The sequence below is a fragment of the Mycoplasma nasistruthionis genome (genome assembly GCF_006228185.1).
GTDB classification, from domain to species: domain Bacteria; phylum Bacillota_I; class Bacilli_A; order Mycoplasmatales; family Metamycoplasmataceae; genus Mycoplasmopsis; species Mycoplasmopsis nasistruthionis.
The window spans coordinates 681,507-706,757 of sequence record NZ_CP040825.1 but is presented as its reverse complement, the minus strand read 5'-3'; the positions used below and the strand labels follow the sequence as shown (position 1 = coordinate 706,757).

General features: G+C 26.0%; 17 protein-coding genes. 6 read left to right on the top strand and 11 right to left on the bottom strand.

All coding sequences use genetic code 4. The features are described 5' to 3' along the window. The first annotated feature begins 3 nt into the window (after nucleotides 1-3). The 3 genes from FG904_RS02835 (at nucleotide 4) to FG904_RS02825 (ending at nucleotide 5,051) form a co-directional block, all read left to right on the top strand. Complete coding sequence (locus tag FG904_RS02835; RefSeq protein ID WP_139592404.1) at nucleotides 4-2,280, top strand: S8 family serine peptidase; 2,277 nt, start codon at nucleotides 4-6, stop codon at nucleotides 2,278-2,280. Next, nucleotides 2,255-3,877 carry a hypothetical protein gene (locus FG904_RS02830; RefSeq protein ID WP_139592403.1) on the top strand — a complete coding sequence of 541 codons (1,623 nt, stop codon included), beginning with the start codon at nucleotides 2,255-2,257 and terminating at the stop codon, nucleotides 3,875-3,877. Before FG904_RS02835 ends, FG904_RS02830 begins: the two co-directional genes overlap by 26 nt. Nucleotides 3,878-3,983: 106 nt before the next feature. Next, entirely contained in the window at nucleotides 3,984-5,051 is a 1,068-nt protein-coding gene (locus tag FG904_RS02825; protein ID WP_139592402.1) for a phosphatidate cytidylyltransferase, read from the top strand. Nucleotides 5,052-5,150: 99 nt separating this feature from the next. Here FG904_RS02825 and FG904_RS02820 read toward each other — a convergent pair whose 3' ends face one another. Then, nucleotides 5,151-5,366, bottom strand: coding sequence for a hypothetical protein (locus FG904_RS02820; RefSeq protein WP_139592401.1), 216 nt, complete (start codon nucleotides 5,364-5,366; stop codon nucleotides 5,151-5,153). Between the two features lie 406 nt (nucleotides 5,367-5,772). Here FG904_RS02820 and FG904_RS02815 point away from each other — a divergent pair, with 406 nt between their 5' ends. Together FG904_RS02815 and FG904_RS02810 are read left to right on the top strand one after the other, a co-directional pair. Further along, the gene (locus FG904_RS02815; RefSeq protein WP_139592400.1) at nucleotides 5,773-7,434 is read left to right on the top strand and encodes a DUF2130 domain-containing protein; all 1,662 of its coding nucleotides are present in this window, start codon (nucleotides 5,773-5,775) and stop codon (nucleotides 7,432-7,434) included. 65 nt (nucleotides 7,435-7,499) lie between these two features. Continuing rightward, nucleotides 7,500-7,976 carry a NanQ anomerase/TabA/YiaL family protein gene (locus tag FG904_RS02810; RefSeq protein WP_139592399.1) on the top strand — a complete coding sequence of 159 codons (477 nt, stop codon included), beginning with the start codon at nucleotides 7,500-7,502 and terminating at the stop codon, nucleotides 7,974-7,976. A 21-nt stretch (nucleotides 7,977-7,997) separates the two neighbouring features. Here FG904_RS02810 and FG904_RS02805 read toward each other — a convergent pair whose 3' ends face one another. Genes FG904_RS02805 through FG904_RS03395 form a run of 8 tightly spaced genes read right to left on the bottom strand, consistent with a single transcriptional unit; the run spans nucleotide 7,998 to nucleotide 13,271 of the window. Continuing rightward, nucleotides 7,998-9,281, bottom strand: coding sequence for a hypothetical protein (locus tag FG904_RS02805; RefSeq protein ID WP_139592398.1), 1,284 nt, complete (start codon nucleotides 9,279-9,281; stop codon nucleotides 7,998-8,000). Further along, entirely contained in the window at nucleotides 9,271-10,002 is a 732-nt protein-coding gene (gene rsmI / locus FG904_RS02800) for a 16S rRNA (cytidine(1402)-2'-O)-methyltransferase (protein ID WP_139592397.1), read from the bottom strand. Before rsmI ends, FG904_RS02805 begins: the two co-directional genes overlap by 11 nt. Next, the gene (locus FG904_RS02795) at nucleotides 9,995-10,894 is read right to left on the bottom strand and encodes an AAA family ATPase (RefSeq protein ID WP_139592396.1); all 900 of its coding nucleotides are present in this window, start codon (nucleotides 10,892-10,894) and stop codon (nucleotides 9,995-9,997) included. Before FG904_RS02795 ends, rsmI begins: the two co-directional genes overlap by 8 nt. Continuing rightward, complete coding sequence (locus FG904_RS03490) at nucleotides 10,881-11,156, bottom strand: dTMP kinase (RefSeq protein WP_338044331.1); 276 nt, start codon at nucleotides 11,154-11,156, stop codon at nucleotides 10,881-10,883. Before FG904_RS03490 ends, FG904_RS02795 begins: the two co-directional genes overlap by 14 nt. A gap of 14 nt (nucleotides 11,157-11,170) precedes the next feature. Next, nucleotides 11,171-11,536: a dTMP kinase gene (tmk, locus tag FG904_RS03485; protein ID WP_338044330.1), complete on the bottom strand. Its 366-nt coding sequence runs from the start codon at nucleotides 11,534-11,536 to the stop codon at nucleotides 11,171-11,173. Between the two features lie 17 nt (nucleotides 11,537-11,553). Then, entirely contained in the window at nucleotides 11,554-12,138 is a 585-nt protein-coding gene (locus FG904_RS02785; RefSeq protein WP_139592395.1) for a toprim domain-containing protein, read from the bottom strand. Next, nucleotides 12,138-12,422: a YbaB/EbfC family nucleoid-associated protein gene (locus tag FG904_RS02780; RefSeq protein WP_139592394.1), complete on the bottom strand. Its 285-nt coding sequence runs from the start codon at nucleotides 12,420-12,422 to the stop codon at nucleotides 12,138-12,140. Before FG904_RS02780 ends, FG904_RS02785 begins: the two co-directional genes overlap by 1 nt. Nucleotides 12,423-12,431: 9 nt before the next feature. Next, entirely contained in the window at nucleotides 12,432-13,271 is an 840-nt protein-coding gene (locus tag FG904_RS03395) for a hypothetical protein (protein ID WP_246051803.1), read from the bottom strand. 82 nt (nucleotides 13,272-13,353) lie between these two features. Here FG904_RS03395 and FG904_RS03390 point away from each other — a divergent pair, with 82 nt between their 5' ends. Further along, nucleotides 13,354-13,611, top strand: a complete 258-nt coding sequence (locus FG904_RS03390; protein ID WP_246051802.1) for a hypothetical protein — start codon at nucleotides 13,354-13,356, stop codon at nucleotides 13,609-13,611. On the opposite strand, the gene dnaX is transcribed toward FG904_RS03390, so the two are convergent. Next, nucleotides 13,598-14,590 carry a DNA polymerase III subunit gamma/tau gene (gene dnaX / locus FG904_RS03385; RefSeq protein WP_246051801.1) on the bottom strand — a complete coding sequence of 331 codons (993 nt, stop codon included), beginning with the start codon at nucleotides 14,588-14,590 and terminating at the stop codon, nucleotides 13,598-13,600. The two genes, FG904_RS03390 and dnaX, sit on opposite strands and share 14 nt — an antisense overlap. Before the next feature lie 474 nt (nucleotides 14,591-15,064). Then, nucleotides 15,065-25,231, bottom strand: coding sequence for a rhoptry family protein (locus tag FG904_RS02770; protein ID WP_139592393.1), 10,167 nt, complete (start codon nucleotides 25,229-25,231; stop codon nucleotides 15,065-15,067). Nucleotides 25,232-25,251 lie beyond the last annotated feature (20 nt).

Here is a 25,251-nt window from a genome sequence, read left to right as displayed (position 1 = left end):
AAAATGAAAATAAATAAAATAATAAAATTTCTTTCTCTAAGCACCATGGTTTCATTTTCAGCGTTTCAATTAAGTGCAATTAAAACGAATTACAATGATGACAACAAAAATAAACCATATTGACAATTTCTTGATAAATATTTTAAAGAAATGAAAGTTTTTGACACAATACAAAAAGTAAATAACAATGAAATTAATATTATAAAAAATAGCAATCCTGGATTAAATGTAGGAATTATTGAAATCGGAAATGATAAAGATAATTATGAAAATTGAATGAAAAATATAAGACGTGGGACTAAAGTAGGTAACATTAATTATTTAGATTTTAATGATAGATGAGATTCAGGTATAAAAAAACATGGAGCAGTTGTTACAACAATTATTGGAAGCGACATAGGAATTAACAGAAATGCACAAATATTTTATGCAAAATATAATGAAGAAAAATTAACGGAAATCTTAGAAACATTTGCTAAGAATAATGTAAAACTTATAAATTGTAGTTTTGGTACACACGCTCCTTTTTATTACGAATGAGTTAATGATAAAATTCTAAACCCTATTAAATCAAAAAATAAAGGTGTTATGAAGCCTATATTAGATAACTATTTAAATCTTTTAGAAAAAATGGCTTTCATAATAGATTTAGTTAAATGAAAAAACTTTGATCCTGGTGCTTTAGAAATTGAAATAAAAAATTCAAATGTTGAATTTAATGAACTTGATTTGATAGAAAATAAATATTTTGCACTGAAAAAACAAAGAGAAATTTTTAATAAATTTATACTAAAACATAATGCTACAGTTATTTTTTCTGCTGGAAATTCATCTCAAACAAACGATGAATGATATGTAAAAATTAAGAAAAAGTTTGAGAGAGAATGATACCCTAAAAATGGTTTAATTTCACATAAACAATTTATTAATAATTTAATTGATGAATTAACAAAAATAAAAATGCCTGAATTGTCTGTAAATGAGCTTAAAAATCTTCAAAAATTTATTGAATATATTAAAACTAAATTCAAACCTTATGTTAATAATCTTTTAAATGATGTGCGCAATTTTTATTTTACTTTTCCTGATAAAACAACAGGTGCTGAAAGTGATTGAAATAAAAATTTTTTAATAAGTGTTTATGAAAAAATGAAACAATGAAAAGATATTGATTCCTTGTTTTTAAATAACATAATAACAGTTGGTTCTGTTACATATGACAAAAAACCATCTGATTTTTCTTTATATGATTCTACAAACAGAGGACTAAATCCTTTTATATCAAGTTTTGGAGACTTTTGAGACTATAACAAAGGTAAAAAACAAGTCAACATCAGTGAGTTTCCAAAACATCTAGAAAAATATGGAAAAGAATTTATTGAAGATATGAATAACATGAGAGGAACAAGTTTTTCTGCTCCAATGATAACTGGATTAATTTCTCTTTTACAAACTCAGTTTGCAGAAAATATTTCTCCTAATATTATTAAAGTTTTATTAGCTCATTCATCAGCATTAGTTCAACAAAATAATATCGACAAAAAATCTGGGTTAGCTTTAAAAATAGATGGATTACAACCGAATAATTCTTTTAATAGAACTGGCTTTGGATTACCTAATTATGAAAAAATGTATGAACTTTATGCGACATACAAAAGTAATCAAAATACTTACAAACATGGGATTTTTCATTTAAATAATATTAACTTTACAAATTATGTTCAAAATAATTTTTCCTTAAAATTATTAGATAATATACGAATTAATAATTATGATGCTAATAATGATAATAGATTTAAATATGTTCTTACAGCTTCATCTAAGATATTTAACTTCTCCGATGTTTTAAAAAAGATAAAAAAAATTGTTGAAAAACAAAACAACATTAACAAGAAAAAAATTATTGCTTTTATTGATAAAATTGCTGAATTTGAATTTGAAAATTTCAATAAAAATATGATTGATATACAAGCAGAAGTTTCTGAATATAACTCCTATGGTTCTCTTTTAAATAAGAATTCTCAAAGCTCAACTTCATTTGATTCTTCTACTGAGAAAATAAGCATTCAATTAAAAACAGAATCTGAAGAATTAAGTGTTAACTCAAGTATTACTTTTCCACAGCTAAACAAGATACTTGTGAATGCACAAAATATTTTAAGGAAAACATTAAACAATAAAGAAAAACTTGATGAGTGTCTAAATATTTTAATAAATGCTTACAAAGAAATAATAATGGAGATGGAGGTTACATATGCTAGTGAAATCCAAAATATTTAGATTGTTGTTATTGCCATCATGCACATTATTTATTCCAATTGCAATTTCTGCTAGTTGTGAGCAAAAAAATAAATATAAAGTATGACCAAGTTTTAAGGAATCTGAAAAATACAATACCATCTTACCAAACATTACAGATCCCTATAAAGCACTAAAAACTATTATGAATTTTCAGTATGATCAGAACAAAAATAATGAAAGTTTCACCTTAACGCCAGAATTAGAAAAAGCTATAAATGAAAATAAATTAAGAATTAATGAATTAAATGAATCAGTGGAGCTGAAAAAATTAGTAATAGATGAAAATTCAAAATTAAGTGATTTAAAAAATAACTTGACTTTTAGAAAATTAATTCTGCAAAATATGTACACAATGTATTTAACTCAATATGTAAATTATAAAAAGTATTTAGTCGATGAACATTATAAAAATATTTTTTTAACTGCAGAATCTAATTTTGATATAAAAGTTGTTCAAGAAACGCCAGAACTTAAAAAACATATGGGGCTATTTACTGACACGGAAATTCCTGAAGAAAAATATTTTAATCCTGAACGCGATAATCCAATTCTTCAATCTGAATTAAACTCACAGTACTATTCATTTCTTTTAAATGATTATCTTTATTTAAATACTTCTTGAAACCCTCTTAAGTATTTATATAGCATTGACTTATCTTTAAATCAAAAAAGTGTGTATCGTAAATTTGGCGATATAAATGCTGATTTTTCTTGATTAAATCAAGTTGTTTCTAATGATAAATTAGTTACTGAAACAAATGAATGAAAAAATAAAACATTCGGCTTATGGAAGCTACATACTGTTGTGCCTGAATTTCTTGGTTATCGAGAAATAGAACGAATTGAAGGGAATCAAAGTCATAAAATCGGTATTGAGAATTATATAAAACTTAACATTCCTAAAAATCAAAATTCAAATACAAATAATTATTGAATTAAATATGACTTCACAAGTCGAACTAAAAACGATATTACTTATTGTGAAATTGTTGTTGCTTATTTACCTAATTTTTTATCTTTTGATGAATATGTTAAAAAGTTCGAAAATAAAATATTTTCTGTAAGTTGATTAAATTATCTAATACAAAATAAAACAAAATATTTTGATAAAACAGCCTTAATGCCTTTAAAAATCAAGGATAAAATAGAAAAATTACTTGTTGATTTTAATAAAAAGAATTCAGGAGATATTGTAAATATTTCTAATTGATTAGATTTATATATAAACAATTCATTTGATTTAGACTTTTATTCTGACAATTCTTTAAATAATCCACTTTTTACAAATGACTTCAATTCAGATAATTCATCTGAAACAATAATTAAAATTAGTCATTTATACCCTGATGTTGAACCAGAAATTGATAACACAACATTTTTATTTAATTTAAAACCAATTAACATAAATAATTACAAATCACATCAATTTTTTCAAAACGACAGCAGTATAAAACATATTGATGATATATATTTTGACTTAATTTATAAATATCATAATAAACCTTATCAAGTAAAAATAGAACCGAAAGAAATTCATCCTTTTAAAACTAAATACTGAAAAAACTCTGTTGAATAAAAATGAATTAAATATTTAAATTGTGATTTTCTAACTTTTTTACCATGTCTTTCGTGAAGTTAACAAAACTCTACAACCTAAAAATTAATCTAATATAATTTAAAATATGAATTCAAACAGATTAAACAACACTAATAAAAGCTTTGTAAAAAACAGGTTAATTCCTGCACTTATTTTAATTTTAGTAGCTATTCCTTTATTTACTTTGCTTTTAGTTTCTTTTAATCCGACATATAATCAAAACTTATCTGAAGGTGTAAAACTATTATTTAAATCAACATCAGCAGTGCTTTTAATAATATTCTCATTCTGATTGTTTTTTGAATTAAATATGAGCACTATTAAAAATAAATATTTTGCCATTTTACTTTCAGCAATTGCTTTAGTTGGTGTATTTGGCAACATGTCTTTATGACAACAATTACTTTTATTCACAGGAAAACAAAATGAATTTGGTTGATCAAATGACTTAAATGAAGTAGGAAAATTAACTCGTCAATTTGTATTTGATTGATACTTGTTGTTAATACCTATACTAGCAATTATTTTTAGAATTATGATTAAGTTATTCATAATTAAGATGCCAAATTATAAATGATTAATAATTAATTCTTTAATTTATGGATTAACACTTGCAATCTTAATTATATTTATTAAATTTTTTATAGTTTTATTAACACAAAACTATGGACTTGAATTAATAATGTTATTCTTATTCATTTCATGTGGATATGATATAGGTGGTTATTTTGGTGGTAAAACTTTAGGTCATAAATTTATTAAACCTAAATTAGCACCAAAATTAAGTCCTAAAAAAACTTATGAAGGAGCATTTGTTGGTTATTTAACTTCAATGCTTGTTGCTTTAATTTTAATTTCATCAATGTATGGAATTAAAAATGGTATTAATTCAAATTTATATACACAAAACACCATATTTAATTATTTTTTAAATACTTCTAATTTCACTGCTTATATAATTACTTTCTTATTTATAGCTCCTTTTGCAGCTTTATTTGGTGACTTATATTTCTCAGGAATTAAAAGAATGAACGGAATTAAAGATTTTTCAAAACTTTTAAAAGAACATGGTGGTGCATTAGATCGTTTTGATAGTATTAGCTTTGTGTTTGTTTTATTTGCTATACTAGCTGTTTTATCATCAATTAATTAATATTAAAATAAGATACAAATAACGTTATATGTTGTTAATAACATATAACGTTTTATTTTGCTTTAACTTATTGGTTTAGAAAACAAAAACATACCCGTTTTAATTGAGTATGTTTGAAATCTTTTTATCTGGATTTTGTTTTTTATATTCATTTAAGTATTTTAATACTTCATCTTCACCTATTTGATGATCTTCAAAGATACTTTTGACTATTCATTCATATGCATTTAATTCATTTTGCCCTAGATCATTAAGAGTTAATTTCTTTTGTTTAGTAGTTTTTCTATTAGCTTTATTTGATTTTGATGATTTCATATTGATATTATAAAACTAATTTTTAAGCACATGAAACTATGTTACGTTTTTACTATTATGTTCATTTGAATTAATATAGTTTTAATAACTTGTCTTAATAAACCACGATTTTCCCATAATTTATCTTTTAAATTATTTTTTAAACTTAACAAAGTTATAATGTAAATGTGTATAAATGTCCAGAAATCATTTTTAATTAGCAGTTTTAGTATTTGTTATAATCAACTGCTAATTAATATAAAAATTACGGATAAAATGACACAAAATAGAATTCAAAAAAATATTTTTTAAAAAATGATAATTTTTTAATATCTATGTTAAAATTCTATTAAACATAGATAAAACAAATATCTATGTTAAAATTCTATTAAACATAGATAAAACACAAAAGCGCTTTTTCTTATTTATGTTAAAAACCAAAAAAATTAAAAGGAGCAATAAAATCGCAAGTAAAATTGAAAAAGTTTTTGTAGACTTAAAATCACAAAGCTTATTATTTAAAATTGAAAATCAAAACTATGAAATATTTGTTTCTGAAGTTCCTGAATTTGACAAGCTTATTCAAGAATATTTAGAAACTAGTCAAAATAATAATTTAAGAACTCAAATTGAAAAAGATTTTTTAGAAAAACTTCCTAATATGGATAAAACAAAAAATTTAATTGCTCAAAAAGAAAAAGAATTAAATGAATTACATAATAAAGAAAAACATAAATTAGAAAATGAATTAAATGAATTAAAAACTCAAATTGAAAAATTTGATAGTGAAAAAGAAAGAGCAATACTTGAAACTGAAGCAAAACTAAATGATGAAAAAATCAAACTAATTGAACGTGAAAATAAAAATTACAATGAATTAAAAGATAAAAAAGAAAAAGAATTAAATGAATTGAATACAATTATTTTTGATCTAAAAGCTAAATTAAATGCCAAAGAAGAACTAGCCAAAGAAGAAAAAGAAAAAGCAATACTTGAAATTAAATCAAAACTAAATGAAGAAAAAAATGAAATTCAAAAACAACTAGATGAAAAAATAAACGAATTAAAAAACAACAACAAAAATATTAATTCAGAAAAAGAACTTGCGGTTTCAACTGCTAAAATTGAATGATTAAACGAAAAACAAAATGAAATTGAGCAAGTTAAAAAAGACTTAACACTTGAACTAGAACAAAAATACAAAGATGAAATAAAAAATTTAGAAGATGATAAAAGAAGACTTGAAAGAAGAAATACATGAAGTTCTAAAGTTATTGGTGAAGAATTTGAAACAGAAATTTACGAAAAAGTAAAAGACGATTTCAGCGAAGCTGATGGACTTAGAATTAAAAAAGATAATGCTTCTGTTAAAGGTGATGATAACAAAGCTACAAAGGCTGACTTTATTATTGAACTATTTGACAAATACAATCCAAAAAAAGTTTATGCAACAATTTTAATTGAATGTAAAACCGAATACACAAATAGCGGTGAAACTAAAACTAAAAACAGTCAATTCTTTGAACCACTACTTAAAAACCACATTAAAAAACATGCTACTGTTTCACTGTTAGTTTCTACAGTCGATCCAAATGATTCAAGATTATTAAGAGACATTTCACAATATGATGAAAAAACTGATACATTTAATGAAATGTACTTCCTTAGACCTGTGCTTTTAAAACCTTTCTTAAAAGTATTAAAAGCTAGATTTGACGAACTATACTTAAAAGGTCAAAATAAAATTGAAAAAATTAATAGTGAAATTTTCACCATTAAGCAAAATGCAATTGAATTTACACAACTTTTAGACAAAAAATTAGCGGACTTTAATAAAGACCTGAATTCAATAAAAAAATCAAATGATAAAATTCAAACTTCTTTAAATGATGCTCTTGAAGCTTCCAAAGCAATTGAGAAAAAAATAACAAATGACTTCTTAAAGAATCTAGAGATATTATTTAAAAAAGCTACAAAGTTTAAGTTTGTTGAAATCAGTGATGAAGTTAAAGAAGAAATTTTAGAGCAAGAAAACTCAATTAAACAACTAACACACGATCAAGAAGCAGAATATACTGTAGAGGATTAATAGAACTAAAATCTAGCTTTTATAGCTAGATTTTTTAAAATTCTCTACAATATTAAAGAGGTAAAATGATTGTAGATAAAATTAAAAACATGAATTTATACAAAGATATAAATCCAAAGTTAGCAAAAGCTTTTAAATGAATTCAACAAAATGATTTAAGTAAATTTGAATTAGGCAAACATATAATTGATGATGATATGTTTTTTGTACATCGTACATTAGAAATGTCTAAACCAAATGATATGACTTGCGAAGTACATAATCATTATGCTGATATTCACTTATTTAAAGAAAAAGAAGTTTATGGTTATATTCCAGTTAATTATTTACAGCAACTAGAACCAATTACTGACTATGACACAGCAATGGATGTAAGATACTACAAAGCTAAAAAGGCTTTAGGATTAGTTGAAATAGAGCCAGATAATTTCATGTTATTTTTACCAAATGAAATTCACTGTCCAGGAATTGTAAGTTTCTCTGAACAATATCAAAACAACAAATTAATTTCAAAATACATTCTAAAAGTTAAAATGAACTAAAAAATACGGCACTGCCGTATTTTATTTTGTTAATTTATTAATGATTTTATTAAATTCAACTACACGATTTAATTCAAACCCTTGTTTATTTGCAAAACAAGGGCTTAAATTAACATCAAACTCATTTCTTAGTAGTTTTAGTTGTCTTTCATATTTAATGGCTGTTTTTTCTTGTTTTCTGATAATTAAAGCTTTTGATAATCTAAAAAAGAAATAACTAATAGAACCTAAAAAGATAATTACTGAAAACACTATTGCTAAAATTAATACTATTCATCAGTTTTTATCAATGATATAAACTGAATAATTATTTTCAGAGATATATCCATAAGCTCTTTCATATATTCAAGTACATACTTGCAATAAACCTGTTAGTGATAAAAAAGCTGTACCAAAAATAACTGCAGAAGCCACTACTTCTTGTCTAAATTTGATTTTATAACTTTTATTTTCTTTTGAAATATTTAATGAAGACATTTTGTCTTCAATTTGTTGAAATAAATCATTAAACTTATTGCCAAATGATGGAAATATTGTTTTAGGTATTTGAATTGAATCTTGCATTGTTTGTATGTCAAACACTTGAAATAAAATATTATTTTCTTTACTTATGTTTGATGTATCAATTGTGTCTAACCTAGCAGTTAAATAAGATTGTCTTAGATAATAAGATTCGATTCAAAATAATTGTTTATAAAACATTTCCAGATTTATTGATTCATCTTGATTTGATAGATAACAAAACTCATTTTGTTTATATCATTTTTCAATTTCAAAGCTTGATAAATCATTGTCAATAAGGGCACAATTAACAACTTTTAAAGTTTTAAGCCTTGTATAGCGACTTATAAGTGTGTTTTTATAATTAAAACTGTCAATTATTTGATTTGAAATTAAATGAGTTAAAAAGGTTTTAATTCAATCAAATAATTTTATGTTGTTATCAGTTTTGTTATTAAATTTTTGAAGAATTACGAAACTATAATCTGGCATTAATTGGATTTGAAAATTATCATCATTTAAGTATTTAAAGATAGGAGATTTTGAATTATTAGTTAGCAGATCCATTCCTTTAGCTAAAAATGGATCTGAAAAATCATAAGTGTCTATATCTTGATTTTCAAAAGTTTTAATAAACTGCTGTTGTTTTGAACTAGATGATAAAGAATTAAGCTTTTGAAAGATAAATTCAATATATTCATCATTGTTTTTAAAACTAAAATTAGGATTTAAATCTTGCTTATGTAAATCAGTAACCAGGCGCTTAAAGTTAATAAATACTAAATTAATAAACTTATTTTTCAATTTTATCCTTTTTGTATTTATTGACCTTTTCACGTTTACTTTTAGGTATATTAAGCACTAATGTATATTCACCTTTGATGCTATCTAAACTTTGAAAATGCTCTTTGAGCTCTAAAGCATTTCCTCTGAATCATTGTTCATAAAGCTTAGTTAATTCTTTTGTTAAACAAAGTTGTGCTTTGTCTTGAAAAACTGTGTAAATATCGTCTAAAGTTTGAATTAGTTTATGAGGTGAAACATAAAAAATATAAGTACCAATCGCAAGTTCTTTTAGTTGATTAATTCGTTGTTGTGTTTTGTCTTTGATAAATCCTAAAAAAGTAAATTCAGCACTAAAATTTGAACCTACAAAAGCAGTAATAGCTGCTGTTACTCCTGGAATGATTTCGATATCAATATCTTGTGCCAATGCTTGTGAAATGGCATCAAAACCAGGGTCAGAAACGACTGGCATACCAGCATCTGAAACAAGAGCAACATCATTTCCTTGCTCAATAAGGTTAATAATTCCTTTAGCGCTGTTTTTTTCAGTAAACTTGTCATATTTAAATAGTTTCTTTGAAGCTATTTCATTTGGTTCAAGATATCTGTCTAATAATTTACGAGTAACCCTAGTATCTTCACAAGCAATAAAATTGACTGATTTTAAAGTATTTAAGGCACGTATAGTAATGTCTTCTAAGTTTCCAATAGGAGTTCCTACGATGTATAATTTAGCCATTTTTCTCCATAAGTTTGATGATTAATAGTTGTTTTTGTAATTCAAAGTTTGCAGAGTATGATAGGTTAGTTTTGAAATTGTAAATATCATGAATAAAAGATAAAGTCAGTGGTTTAGATTTGATTAATTTAGTTTTATTTTTAATTAAGTTTTTAAAGATTAGATTAGATTTATCTTGTAAAAATGCATCTAATAAAAATGATTTTAAAAAATCTAAAATCAGATTATTTGTTTCTAAATTGTCTTTAAGTAAATTTTTGTTTATAAATCTAAATAGATCAAGGTGAAATTGATCAGATTCTAAAATAGGCATAAGTTTTTCAATTATTGTGTCAGATTTATTTTCAATTAGCTGCTTAATATAATTTGCATCTTGATATAAAACAGCGTAAATATTTAAATATTCTGAACCAATACCTAAGTCCTGTACTTGTTTTAGTGTGTCTTGATAGGTATTTATAATTGGTTTAATAACAAAAGCTCGAGATAAAATTGTTGGCAATATTTTTTGTATTTTGTTAGTTGTTAAAATTGTTATTACGTTTTCTGAAGGTTCTTCAATTGATTTTAAAATTGCATTTAACCCATTGACACTGATGTTTTCGATATTTGGAATAATTAAGATTTTATATTTGTAATTAGTTGAATTAGAATTTGAAGCTAATAAAAACGCTTGATCTAAGTCTTGTTTTTTAATTGTTTTAGATTCTAAACCTAAATGAATAACATTAGGTGTTAACTGTCAAGAATTAGATAAATTAATTGCATTAACTAAATCTAATAAATCTGATTCAAAGTTATAAACATTATGTGCTGTTAATAAAAATAAGTGATTTAGCGAATTTTTTGATGCTAAATCACTTATGGTTTCTAATATTTTACTTTGTATCATTTGAAGCTAAATATGCAATAAATTTTGGATGTTTTTGTAATTCAGCAATAATGTCTTCTAAAACTTCTTCTGGTGATTTTGTAGCATCAATAATAATAAAACGATTAGGATCTTCTTTGATTAAATTTAAATAACCGTCGTAAACTCCTTTATGGAAGTTTTCTTTTTCTTGTTCCATTCTGTCTTCAACTAAACGAGAACTTTGACGACGAATTTTTGATTCTTCAGGTGTTAAATTTAAAAAGAATGTAATATCAGGCATAGAATTTTCAATTGCTATTTCAGTGATTTTTTAGCAAAATCAATTCCTAAATTACGAGCATAACCTTGATAAGCAAAAAAACTATCCACATAACGATCACAAATTACAAAATCATTATTTTTCAAAGCTGGTCAAATCACTTTTTCTAGGTGAATTCTACGGCTTGCTGAATAAAGTAAAGCTTCAGCAACTGGAGATAATTCATGGTCTTTGTCTAAAATAATTTCACGAATCTTTTCAGCCTCTTTAATATTTGTTCCACCTGGTTCACGAGTTCAAATCACGTTTAAGTGTGGGTATAAACTTTGCATTGCAGCTTCAAGTTTATGTGTAATAGTTGTTTTTCCGCTTCCGTCTAATCCTTCAAATGATATAAACATAAAATCACCTCTCTGCTTTATTTTCTTCTGTTTCTAATTGCAAACTGTAATGTTATTGGGTCAATATAATCAACTGATGCTCCTAGTGGAACTCCTATTGCTAATTCTGTAACTTTAAGTCCCATATTAACTAATTGTTTTTTAATTACACTTGATGTTAAGTTACCTTTTAAAGTTGGTGAAATAGCAATAATAATTTCATCAAAAGCAGTAGCATAATCATAAAGATTGTCAAATTGCTTCTTATTTTTATTTAAGTCGCCATGATTTTCAACTAAGGTGTTAAAAACATAGTATTTACCTTGATAAAAATCAGTACTTTCGATTTTTTGAAGTGATTGTAGATTTTCTACAATCATAAGTTGATTTGTTCTTTTTGGATTATGACAAATAATACATTTGCCATCTGTTTTAATATTGGCACATAGTTCACAAAATGTTGTTTTGTCTTTTAAGTCTAAAAAAGAAGTTGCTATATCTTCAACTACTTCTTTAGGGTTATCTAGAATTCAGTAAACAATTTTTTCTGCTTGTTTTTTACTGATTCCAGGTATTTGTTTTAATTTTGCAATAAATTGCAAAATATCACTGTTATTGAACATTAAAATGGCATACCAGGCATTTGAGGTGCTAAGTTAGCTTGTTCTTGTTTAACTAAATCTAAAGCTTCATTAATTGCTACAGTAATTAAATCTTGCAATAATTCAACATCATCTGGGTCAACTAAAACTTCTGATACTTCAATTGATGAAACAGACATATCACCTTTAACAACAACTTTAATTCCTTGTTTTTCAACTGTGAATTCTTTTTGTTCTAATTCAGCTTGTTTTGTTTCCATTTCTTTTTGCATGTTTTTTAATCTTTTAATTAATTCTGGGTTCATAATTACTCCTTAAAAATCTGATGAAAAAACCGAATCAATTTGTTTTTCCAAAATTCTTCTTTGTTCTTCGCCGCTTAAACTGGTTTTGATTTCTGGTTCAGTTGGTTCAGAATAATCTGTTTTTACTTTGTTTAAAATGTTTTGATATTCTGCATTATTTAAAAAGATAACTTCTAAATAAGGCACATAAACTGGTTTTGAAAAGATTTCACCTAAATAGTCTTGAATAGCTATATCATTAGGTATTTCATTATTAATTTTTTGATAGTTTTCGTCAGTTAATAAAATATGAATAAATCTATCAGAAGCTAAAACTGCATCAGCAGTTTTAAATAATGAATAAAACAACTGTCATTTTTCATTATTTGAACTTAATGGTTCTGAATGAAATTCTTTAAAATCTTTTTGTACATTCAAGCTATTATTGTTTCTATTTGAATCACTCTGAACTCATTTGTAATGATTAACAAGTTTTTGTAAATCTGCTTGAACATAAGGGATATTGTGATAAATAGATTCTGACAAGGTTTGTAGTACTTGAGCTGAATTATTATCTATTTTATCAATTGTAACTTCAGTTGTGATAAATTGTGGTCTTTCACCTGTGTTTGGAGCAAAAGAAGTTATATCCTGCTCTAAAGTTCAATCATCTTCATATTTTAAACTCTCTGATTGAGCTTGATCGGATAGTTGGTGTTCCATTTCAAGTACAACTTCTTTTGTTTTTGTTGTATTTTGAACAAAATCTAATATTTCTTGATTTGTTGTATGAGATTGTAGAGCTTCCGTTGTTAAAGTGTTGGTTGATGTTTCAAATAGTTGATCATTTAAAATAACTGAATCTTTCATAACAACTTCATCATCATATTTTTCAATTTCAACTACTGTAGTTTTATTTGAATTATGCTCATTAAAAATTGAACCTTCACCAATGAAATTGCTCGTATCATCTTCTTCAATTGTTTGGGCTTTTTTAACTTTAGTTTTAGGCGATTTAATGATTTGTGATAAATCTAAAGGTTCATCAATTAAAGGTTGTGAAATTGGTGATTTAGCATCTGCAATTAATTCATTGCGTTTAATCTGATTTGCTTCTTCTTCAGTAATTGAATCAATAACTTTTAATAAACCTAATTGAATAAGCTCGAATGAAAATTCTGATTTAGCAACTGCTGTTAAAATCTCATAAAACTCATCAATAAATCTAAATAAAGATTTTGAGGAATGCTAATTGAATTTAACTGATTTGCATTAAATGAAAATACTAAGTTGGCATCATTAGTTTTATTTAAGATAATTTTCTCTTTAACAAATGAAATAAGGCTTAAACACAATTGATTTGCATCAATTCCACGTTGTGATAATGAAATTATTCTTTGAATTAATTCTGTGGATTTTTTAAGTGCTACAGCAGTTAATAAATCAATAATTTCTGTACTTGATAAAATTCCAAAGTTTTGATATAAATCTGAAACTAAAATGCGTTTATTGTTAAATGAACTTGCTTGATCAGCAATTGAAAGAGCATCACGCATTCCACCACTTGATAAACGTGCAATAACCCTTAAAGCTTCAACTTCATAATAAATACCTTCATTAGCTAAAATTTCTTTTAAATGATTGATAATTTCATTGTCAGTCATTCTGTTAAAATTGAAACTTAAAACCCTTGAGCGAATAGTTAAAGGTATTTTTTGTGGATCAGTTGTAGCAAATATAAAAATTGCGTGTTTAGGTGGTTCTTCAACAGTTTTTAAAAGTGCATTAAAGGCACTTTTAGACAGCATATGAATCTCGTCAATGATATAAATTTTAAATAAACCATTAATTGGACTTTGCTCAACTTTTTCTTTTAAGTCTCTAATTTCATCAACTCCATTATTTGAAGCTGCATCCATTTCTATGATGTCTAAATTAGTGTTAAAGTTTTGTAAACAAGAATCACAAGCAACAGTTTTGTCAGTTGTTTTATGAGAACAGTTTAAGACATTGGCAAATATTTTTGCAACAGAAGTTTTTCCAGTCCCTTTTGGTCCTGAAAATAGATAAGCATGCCCTATTTTGTCTGTCAAAAGAATGTTTTTAAGAGTGCTTACAATATGACTTTGACCCTTTACTTGATCAAAAGTCTGTGGACGATATTTACGATAAAGAGCCTTGTATGCCATACGATTTTTCCTCCATGTCTTTTAACTGTTTTAATTATTATAAATTAAAAAATCAATGTTAAAACTTTTAAAAATTTATTTTTTGAAAGTAAACTAATAAAAAACTTTTAGGGCTTATTTACAGGTTTAAACAGAAAATTTGTGAGTGAAATGTGAAAAATTGCAAAAAATAAAAAAGGTAATTTTACCTTTTTTATTATTGTGCTGATTCTTGTGCTCTAGCAGCTCTTCTTTTGTCTCTTGCTACTTCTTTTGATAATTTTTTAGCACGAGCTTCTGCACGCATTTTGTTTTTTAGTCTAACAACTTTACGCATGGAATGCTCCTTTATGAATATTAAATTATTACTGGAATTGTTTTTAAAACTATTTTAAAAATTTTACTATAAATTTTGCATTTCAAAAACTAATTATTTAAGCATTAAAAACAAAAAAGCTCGGAATTAACCAAGCTTTTTGTGTTGTTAATATTTAATTATTTTTTATGTTTAAAAATAATTAATAAACTTGCTAAAACAAATGCAAAGAATGAAACTAAACTTAAAGCAATTCATAAAATTGTTCCATATTTTTTACTGTTAATTTCATTTTGGCTTTTAGCATCTAAGAATTTAGCACGTTTGTCTAATTTGTTAACAAACTCTTGAACTTCATTAGTTTGTTTATCTAGATTATCAACAGATTTTACATTGTTAATAAATTCAGTTAAGTCTGAAGGACTTAAGCTTTTTAGATCTAATTTTTCAGGATCAATTTTGTTTAAGAAATCAGCTAAAGCGACATCTTTATCTGAACCTGTGAGTGTTTTTAACACTTCTGCAGGTACATTTGGATAAGTATCTTTAATAAGTTGGTCATTAAAGCTTTTATCTGCTAAATATTTGTCTACCGCTTCTTTAGTGTTATTATCTGTAACTTCTGCAATTAAATTGTCTTTAATTGCTTTTGGAAGTGGTGTGTTTAAAATTTCTTTATATTTTTCTTGATAGTGATTAACTAAATCTTTTAATGTGTCATTTGATTCAATATCTGTTGAGTTTCTATTAAAGATTTTTGCTTTTACAACTTCAGGAATTGAAGCGTTTTTGATTAATTCTTCAACTTCTTTAACACTTTGTAGTTGTTTGTCGACTTCTTTTATGCCTACAGCGCTGTCAGATTGAGAAACTTTTTCTCTTAGAGACTTAATAATTTCTGGTTTAACCTCTTTACCAACTAGTGTTGATTCAATTTTTTGAATTTCATCATGTTTTTGATTTACTAAGTCTAAAATTTCTGTTTGTTTAGCAGGATTATTGAAGTTATCCAAGATTTGATTTTGATGTTTAACTAAGTCTGCTGGGCTTAATTGTTTATTTGCAGTTGCTTGTAAGTTAGCAATTGTGTTATTTAAATCTTGAATTTTATCAACTAAGTCTTTTAATGTTGGTGAATTAGAATTTGAAAGTCTTTCAATTAATGCTTGTTTTGCTTCATTAGTTAAATCAGGAGAATTGTTAATCTTGTTAGTTAATTTATCTCTTGTAAATTTAATAACTGCATCAGATTGTAAGTTATTAAATTGTTCTGTTAGTTTTCTAATGTGATCAGCATAAACTTCTTTATCTTTAGTATCAGCTGCTTTTAAGTCAGCTTTAGCTAAAGGAAGTAATCTTTCTAGTTCTTTGATTGCTTCTGGATCTGCATTTTGATAATCTAAAGGATTTTGTTCTTTGAAAGTATCAATTTGATTTACTAATAGTTGTAGTTTGTGTTTTTCAACTTCAGCTTCTAATAATTTAACAAAATCTTCAACTTGTGTTAAGTTGTCAACTTTCATTAAAACTGCTTTTAATTCTTCTTTTTTAGCTTCAGGTAAATCTGTTTTATCTAAAGCATCTAGGTGTGAATTAATTTCTAATACTAAATCTTCAATTTCTTTGTTGTTGATTAAGTTTGTTGAAACTTTTTCACCAAAGTGTGATTTTCTTTCATTAGTTAAATTAGAATCATGAATGATTGAACCAGTGTGATTGATTTTTTCAGCATCTGACTTAATTTTTGCTAAATCAGGATCTTCATTTTCAGCAACTAGTGCAGAAGCTTTAAGTTGTTTTTTAACTTCTGGGGAAATGTAAGGTTTACTTTCAATTAATTCAATCGTTCTGTTTTTTGAACTTGCTAGTGTTACAATTGCACTTTGGTTTGCAGGGTTGTCATATTGATCTAAAAGTTCTTTTTCTAGTTTTTCTTCAACTGAATCTACAATAAATGGAAGTTTATCAATGTATTTAATTTTTTCAGCAACAGTTTTAATTTTTGAATGTTCTTCAATTAAGTTTTCTAATGTTGGTGCATTAGTGTCTGAAACTTTTTGTTTTAAAGCATTTTTAACTGTTTCTTTTAGACCTGAGTTATTTAAATCCTCTTGATATTTATTTCTTACATAATCAGTTACTGCAGCTCTTTCAACTCCAGCAAATGCTGTTGTCAGATTATTTTTAATTTCTTTTAATTCTTCAACTGTTTTTAGTGGAGTTGAATTTACTGCTTGTTTAGCTATTTCTAGAACTTGTTGTAATTTAGTTTTAGCTTCAGGTGAAGCTGCATCATAAACTGTTTTTTGATCATTTGGATAAGCTTCAACGAGTTTAATTAAATCTTGTAGATAAACTTTTTCGTTTTCAGCTTGAAGTCTTTTTGCAAATGCTTCAACTTCTGGCTTAGTTGTTAAACTTAATAGTTCATTTGCTAATTCTTCTTTTCTTTGATCATCAACAACTGATGTGGCCACATTTTGATATTCAGTATTTAAAGCTTTAACTAAATCAACAAGATTTTCATTAGGTTCTTTGTTAGCTTTAACTTTATTAATAAATTCATCACGTTTTTCTGCTGGTAATGAAGTTTCATTAATTTTGTCAATTGAATCTTTTGCTTTTTCAAAGTTTGCTTTAGCAGTGTTTTCTAAAGTTTCATTGGTATTAGCATTTTCTGCTTGTTTAACTAATTCTTCTTTAGTTTCACCATTAATTAAATCATTTAGTCTAATTTCTTTGATTAAATCATTTTTAGCTGATGCAAAAGCTAAAATTTCTTGTTGTTTTGCATCATTGCCATATGCTTCAATTAATTGAGCAGTAAATATTTCTCTTTGAGGACTAGCTAAGTGCTCATAAGTGTTTAGTATTTCAATATTTTGTGCTAAATTATTGGTTTTTTGTAAATGATCTACATAATCGCTAACATTAGCAGTACCTTGATCTGATATTTTTTGTTTTAATAGGGCTTTATTATCAGTACTAATTTTGTCATTTGTATCAATTTGATTTTCAAGTTTTGAAGCTAAATATTTCTTAGTTTCTGGTTCTTGAACTTTTTCAAATGCTGAAGTTAAATCTGATACTAAAGTTTTTAAATGACTAGCAACAGATAAAGGTGATTTAGCCACTTCAGTTTCAGCTATTGCAACTGAAGCTTTTAAATCATTAATAAATTCAGGGTTAGCATATTGATATGCTGCTGGATTTTGAAGTTGATAGTCTTTAACTTGTTGAATTAATTGTTCAAGTTTAGCTTTTTCTAATTCACTTTCAAATTTAGCTAAAACAGCTTCAGCACCTGCTTTATCATCAACATTAAATAATTCATTTAATAAAGTATCTTTTACTGTTTGTTTTAAGTCTGAACCATTAATTGCATCAGCAATTTCATTAATTCTATTTACTAAGTTTCTTAAAGCAGCATTATTAGCTGGATCTTCTGAAATTTTACTTAAGTATTTCGCTTTATTTGCTTGAGTTATTTTTGAATCTTTAATAGCTACAGATGTGTTATTAATGTCAGATGCAGTAACTAAAATAGGATTAATGTCATCAGGTGAATTAGTGCTTTCAATATCATTAACTAGTTTATTAATTAATGCTGATGGAACTGAGTTAGCATCATAATCTTTTACTGTTTTAACTGCATCATTTTGAGTTGTTGCTAAAGTTAATACATCGTTTAAATTGTTATTGTTTGCTAAAGCATCAACTAATTTGTCAGTTAGTTTTTTCTTAGCTTCAGGTGATAAATTAGGTAAATCATGAATCTTTTGATTTATGTTATTTAATTCTTGAATCTTTTTATCTGTTTCAATAATGTTTTCTAATCCAGGTGATTTAGCTTCTGTTAGTAAATCTTTTAATTTTGCAACATTTTCTGATGTTAGATTTGTCAGATTATCAACATTATTTGTTTTTTGTTTTCTAACATAATCAGTTACAGCAGGTCTTTGTACTTTTTCAAAAGCTTCTTGTAGTTTCTTGATGTGATCTACAATAACTTCTTTGGTTGGCAAGTTGTTTTCAGGAGTTGCTTTTAAAGCTTCTTGTGCTACTTTTTCCAATTCACCAATAGCACTTGGATCAGCCATTGATCTAACTAATGGTTCTGCATGTCCTTGAGCAACTATTTGAACTAATAATCGATCTAAGTTTGCTTTTTCATTTAGCGAATCTAATTTATCTTGATAGTCTGATACTTCTTGTTGAGAAGTTAAAGCTTCAATTTGATTTTGGTGTGAATCTTTGGTTAAGTTTGGTCAGTTTTGTGTAGCTAGTTTATTTAATAAAGCATCTTTTGCTTTTGCTAGATTAACTACTTCTGTTTGTTTATCATTTGCACCATAATTGTTTAATAATTGTGTTTTTGCATTATCTTTTGCTTGTTGTGATAAGTTTTGTAGTGCATTAATTTGATCAGCATTTTGTTTTAATGCTTTAACTTTTTCAAATTCATCTAAAACACCTTGAACAGTATTTAGATTTGGATCTTGAATTTTTGAAACTAATTGATTAATAATTAATTCACTTAATGCAGGTGCATAAGCTCTAATTTCAGCTTCTTTTTGTTGTTTAACTTCACGTAAAACTTTTTCTGATGAAACATTAGATAATGCTCTATCTAATTCAGTAATGTGTTGTTGTAAAACATCTTTACCTAAAGTGTGTCCTGTTGTAATTGCTGTTGTGGCATTTTGCAATGTTTGTTCTAACGCATCTTTGTCAGTTTGTTGTGCGTTATTATAAACTGTATCATTGTTAGTCTTATAATCTTCAACTTGTTGTTTTTTAGCTTTAAGTTCTTCTAATTTGTCTCTGCTTTCAAGTTCTGTTTGATAATTGTTAGCATCTTCAATAGTTGCTAATTCATTAATTTGATTTTCAAAGTTAGTTTTAATTAAATGTGGATAAGCTGTGTCAAAATTAGCTAATAATTGTTCTTTTTTATTGATTAATTCAATGATTTGATTTTGACCATCGTCATCATTTATTTTTTCAATCAATGAACTTATAGCTTTTGTTTTTGTATCATCTTTAACTTGACTTAAAGACTTAACTTTTGATGCTTTATCTTTAATTTCATCTATTTTGATTTTTAATAGATTTAATCCTAAAACATTGTCAACTTTACTGTCATCAATTAGTTTTTCTAATTCTTTAATTTGTTCAGGGTTAAATTCATTTGTATATCCTTGAACTTCTTTTTTGTATTTTTCACGTAAATAAGCTAAAACAGCTTGTTCTCTAACATTAGGTAATTTATCTTCTAAGTTAGATTTTAATGTTTCATATGTTGCTTTATCTTTTAATTGTGGATCTTGTAATGCTTTTTTAGCAGCTTGTAGAGCATCATCAAATTCTTTTTTCTTATTAGGTTCTGCTTGTTGGTGAATTGTAGGATCTGATTGAAGTTCTCTTTCTATTTCAGCAACTTTTTCTTCTAAGTCTTTTTTAGCGTTTTCTTTGCTTAATTCAAGTTCTTTAGCATCAACTGATGCTTTATCAGTTAAACCTTCAATATTTGCTTTATTTGCAGATTTGTCAAGTTTTGGATATGTTGATTCAAAATCTTTTAGTAATTTATGTTTTGATAATGCTGTTTCTTTAATTTTGTCTAATTCGGTTTGATTATCTGAATTTGTTGTTAAATTATCAATAGCATTTTGAATAGTATTTGGTGATAATTGATCTGATAGAGCTTTAATTTCTGTTGCTATATCATGGACTTTTTGAGCATCTGCAAATACTTTTTGAATTTGAGCAACTGTATTTGGATTAGCATTGTTAATTTTTTCAATTAATGCTTGAATGTTTGATGAAGATAATGAATCATTAAATCTTTGAATTTTAGCAATTTCAGTATCTTTTAATTTTCTTATGTAATTTGTTTCAGATACATCATCATAGGCATTTTGTAGTTTATTTAATTTATCTGTAAATTCAGCAATACCAGCTGTATGACCTTTGTCTATTGATTCTTTTGCTTGTTTGATTGCATCTAATAATGCTTGTTTGCCTGCCGGATCAGCTATTGTTAAATCAGATTGTTTATCATTATGATATTTTTCTGCTTTTTCTACTAGTTTTTGAAGTTCATTTAATTTATTTTGATTTGCTAATTCTGTTGTTAAAGCATCCAGTTTTTCTTGACTATCTGCTTGTTCTATTCTTGATTTATAAGTATCTAATTCAAGATTTGGATATTTCTTTTTAGCAGCTAAATCTTTTAATACTGTATCTTTGTTTTTAGCTAAAGTTACATCTTTAAGTTGTAAGTCTGGATTTTCAATATTTTTAATAATATTGTCAATTGCTTTTTGTTTTGCATCAGATGATAAATTAGTCAAATCATTAATTTGTTTAGCATTTGGTCTAAATGCTTTAATTTTGTTATATACATCCTTAACAGCTTGTCTTGTTGTTAAAGTATCAGAATTAACAAGTTCTTTTAACTTAGCTATTTGTCGGCTTGAAAGTTCAGGAGTAAATCCTTCAATTTCTGTGCTAAATCTTGCTTTTAATTGAGCAACAACGTTTTCTGGAGAAATAGCTGTTAAAGCAGCTTCTAAGTTTTGTTCTAAGGTTGTGTAATCTTGAACAGATTTTAAATTAGTTTCTGCATAACCATCTTGTGCAGCTTTTAATTTTGCATCAAAATCATTTCTTTTTGATTCTTCAGCATCATTATATAAATCTGAATTTTCTCTTTTATATTTTTCTGCTTTGTCAATTGCTTTTTTAAGTTTGTTTTTAGCATTTTCTTTTGCTAATTCTTCTTTTTTAGTGTTTAAAGCATTTAAATCTGAAGCAGATTCAATATCAGAAACTTTAGAGTTTTTATCTACATGTGGATATGATGAATCAAAATCTCTAATTGTTTCATTAACTTTTTCGGCTAATTCAGTTGTTGCACTTAAATTTCCATCATTCCCAAATTGTTCAACTAATTTGTTTTTATAGTTAGTTGCTGTTTGTGGTGTTAATGATGTTAAAGTATTGATTTTATCTGCTTTTTCTTTAACTTTTTGAACTTTTGCAAATTCTTCTTTTACTTGCTCATAAGTATTTAAAGCAGAATTATTTAATTTTTCTTTTAGTTTAGTAATATTATCTGCTGATAATACAGGTGAATAGCTTTCAATATCTTTAGTTAATTTTTCTTTTAATTTATTAACAAAATGTTCTAGAGTTTGAGAAGCAACTTTGTTTTTAATTGAATCTAGTTTTTCTTTAAATTTTTCAGCACTTGATTGTGGTTGTTTTTGTAATTCAACATTCGCTTCATTTATTAGTGCTTCTAATTCGCTTTTACCAGTAGGATCTGCTTCTATGAATTTATCATTATTGTTTTGTAAATGTTCTTGAGCTTTTTTAATTTGATCTTCTAGATCTTTTCTAGCATTAGCAATTCCTAATTCTGTTTGTATTTCATTTAATTTGTCAACAGTTGGTGCATCATAAATTTGTTTTAAATATGTTGCTTTTTCAAGTTGTGGATATGTAACTTTATCTTCAAGAACTTTTAAGATTTCTTGTTTTTTCTTAGCTGCTTCAACAACTTTTTGTTGATTAGTTTCATTATCAATGTCTTGAATTAATTTTTGTAATTCAACAGTTTTTTGATCAGAATTTAATTGATCTAACACTTTTAATTGATCGTTGTTTTCTTTAATTTTTTCTAATTTAGCTTTTCAGGCTTTTACGTCTGAAGTTTGATTTGGTAAAGCATTTAATTTTGTTTTTAGTTCATTAACAACATTGGTTGTAAAATCATTTTCATAACCTTCAATTTGTTTTTCTATTTCTGATTTTAAATATTCAGCAACTTTTGGATCAGAAACAAAGGCTTCAAGTTCTTCTAATTTTCTTTTTGTTTCTTCATATGTAACTGCAGTTGTTAATGCATTTTGCAGTAATTGTTCTGCTTCAGTTAGTTTTTGATCAAATTCTGCTTTTTTAGTTGGTTCAGATGATTCATATATTTGTTGATTTTGTTGTTTGTAAGTGTTTAAAGCATTAACTTTTTCTTGTAAGGATTTTTTAGCAATTTCGTTATCAATTTTGTGTGAAAGAGTTTCAAATTGGTTTTCATCAGTGATATTTGATAATTCTTCATCAAGATTAGAACTTATTGCACTATCTAAATTAGCATTCTTAATCTTTTCAAAAAGATTTTCATATTGTGATGTTAATGCAATTAATTTGTTTAAATTTGTTTTATCAGTTGATATTCTATTAATTAATTTATCTTTAAATTTAGCAGGTATTTTTCGAGAAGTTTTAATACCATCTGCATAATTTTTTGCTTTATCTCTAATAGAAATAGCATCTGTTAAAGATTGGGTTTCAAAAGCTGATAATATTAGTGATTTAATATCATTCCTTTTATTTTCAGGAATATTTGTAAATGAATTTAAGGCTTGAATACCAGCATCTTTATTAAAGGCAAGAGTATTAATTTCACCTTTAGAGTTATCATTGATTCGTGCTTCTATCAACTTTTTATGTGTTTCATTTTTTGTGTTTTGATCAAATGTTTGTAAATTATTTACATCCTGTGTTTTTCTTTTTAAATCTTCAAATTGTTGTTTGTAATTATTTAGATTTTCATATGTATCAATTGTTGCTGAATTGATTTTATCTTTTAGTTTTTGTTTATTATCATCAGACAAAGTCATGCTATTAACATTGTTTGTTAAAACTGATTTATTGTATTCAACAACCTTAGGTAGTTGAACAAAAGGGAATTCACTTTCTAATTTTGTTGTAACAGCATCATAATCATTTTGACTTTTTAATTCTGAATTATTATATAAATCTTCACCTTCAACTAAATAATCTTCTAATTTTTGTCTTTCTGTAGGATTAGCATCTCTATAAACATCTTCTGTTGCAGTGTCATATTTATAGTTTAATATTTCAACAATTTTTGCATTAAGTTTTTCTTTAGCATTCTTCTTAATAAGTTCATCTTTTTTAGCTCTAATATCAGCAATTAATGTCATTTTATTTATTGCAGCTTCTTCTATTGGGGCAATATTACTGATAAAAGTTAATTCATTTTTAAGTTTTTGAACTAATTCATTTTTTTCATTTCTCAGAGCGTCTTCAACAATTTTTTTAGCTGAAAAAGTAAATACATTTTTAGATGCAATTTCACTTCAAACTCAGTCAGTTTTATCACTATTTGGTCCAGCTCAGTCAGTACCCATATTTCTTAATTGACCAGATCTATGACCACCAAATATATTACTTCCAAAATTAGTAGATAATGGAGAAGCTGTATACATCATAATTTTTTTGTATAAAAAGAATGTTTGATCAAGCTCTCCAGCTTTTGTCGGGTTTAATAATTGAATATTCTTGTAATTATCAGAATTTTTATATTCATTATTCTTTATTTTTCCAAAAAAATCTTCTAAAACAGGTAAGGGTTCTCTTTTGAAGAAAGAAACTGCTTTTTCAATTAAATCTAAATCTGCGTTAGAAATATGATTAGTCGCATGTACTCAACCAACATCAGATTTAGTTCCTAAATATGCCAAAATTCATTGACCTATTCCACCTGTTTTTGAGTTGAATTCATCATTGGTTGTGTCTGTTGTACTTAAATCTCAGTTAAATTTCTTTATTCTTCTTATTTTTTCAATAGCACTTTGTCTTCTATCATCATCAGGAAAAACAGCTGCTTCAAATTTTGGTATATAGTCTTTAATTGCAGCTTTAAATTGTTCTTCTGTATCTGCTCTGTCTGCATCATCACCTGTTCCACCATCTGCCGATGATCTAAAGTGCTTTTTAACAAATTCAGTAGCTACGCCTTTAGCATCTTTTAAACCTTTTCTGTGTCAATAAGTATCTTCTCTATACATATCACCTGAAATTCTAGGAACTGATACTAGACGTATTCCGTCAACAGTTGACTCATTATATCCTTGAAACTCAGTTTCTCATAGAGGATCTCCTAGTGAGTTGTTTAAAAAAATGTCATATCACTTTGTCATAAAGTCAAATTTTGATTTTATTTGTGTTTTGATGTTAGCAAGAATTCTTTTTAGTTCTTCTCCTTGTTTTCCTGCTGTTTCAGTGTTAATTTGATCTTCAAATTTAGTAATTTGATCAGCACGTAATCCGCCTAGTCTTAAACGTCTTTGATATGTAAATTTCTTTTCACTCAAATATGCTTTAAGTTTTTCTACACTCTGTATATCAGGGTCTGATAAATCCACATCATTTGTATTAGTTGCGGCACTAATAGCAACAGCAATAGGTGGGGCTAGGAGTGACAAAGAAGCCAGTCTAACTGACTTCTTTATCAACTTTTTCTTATTGTTCATATTTATTAATCTCTTCTTTC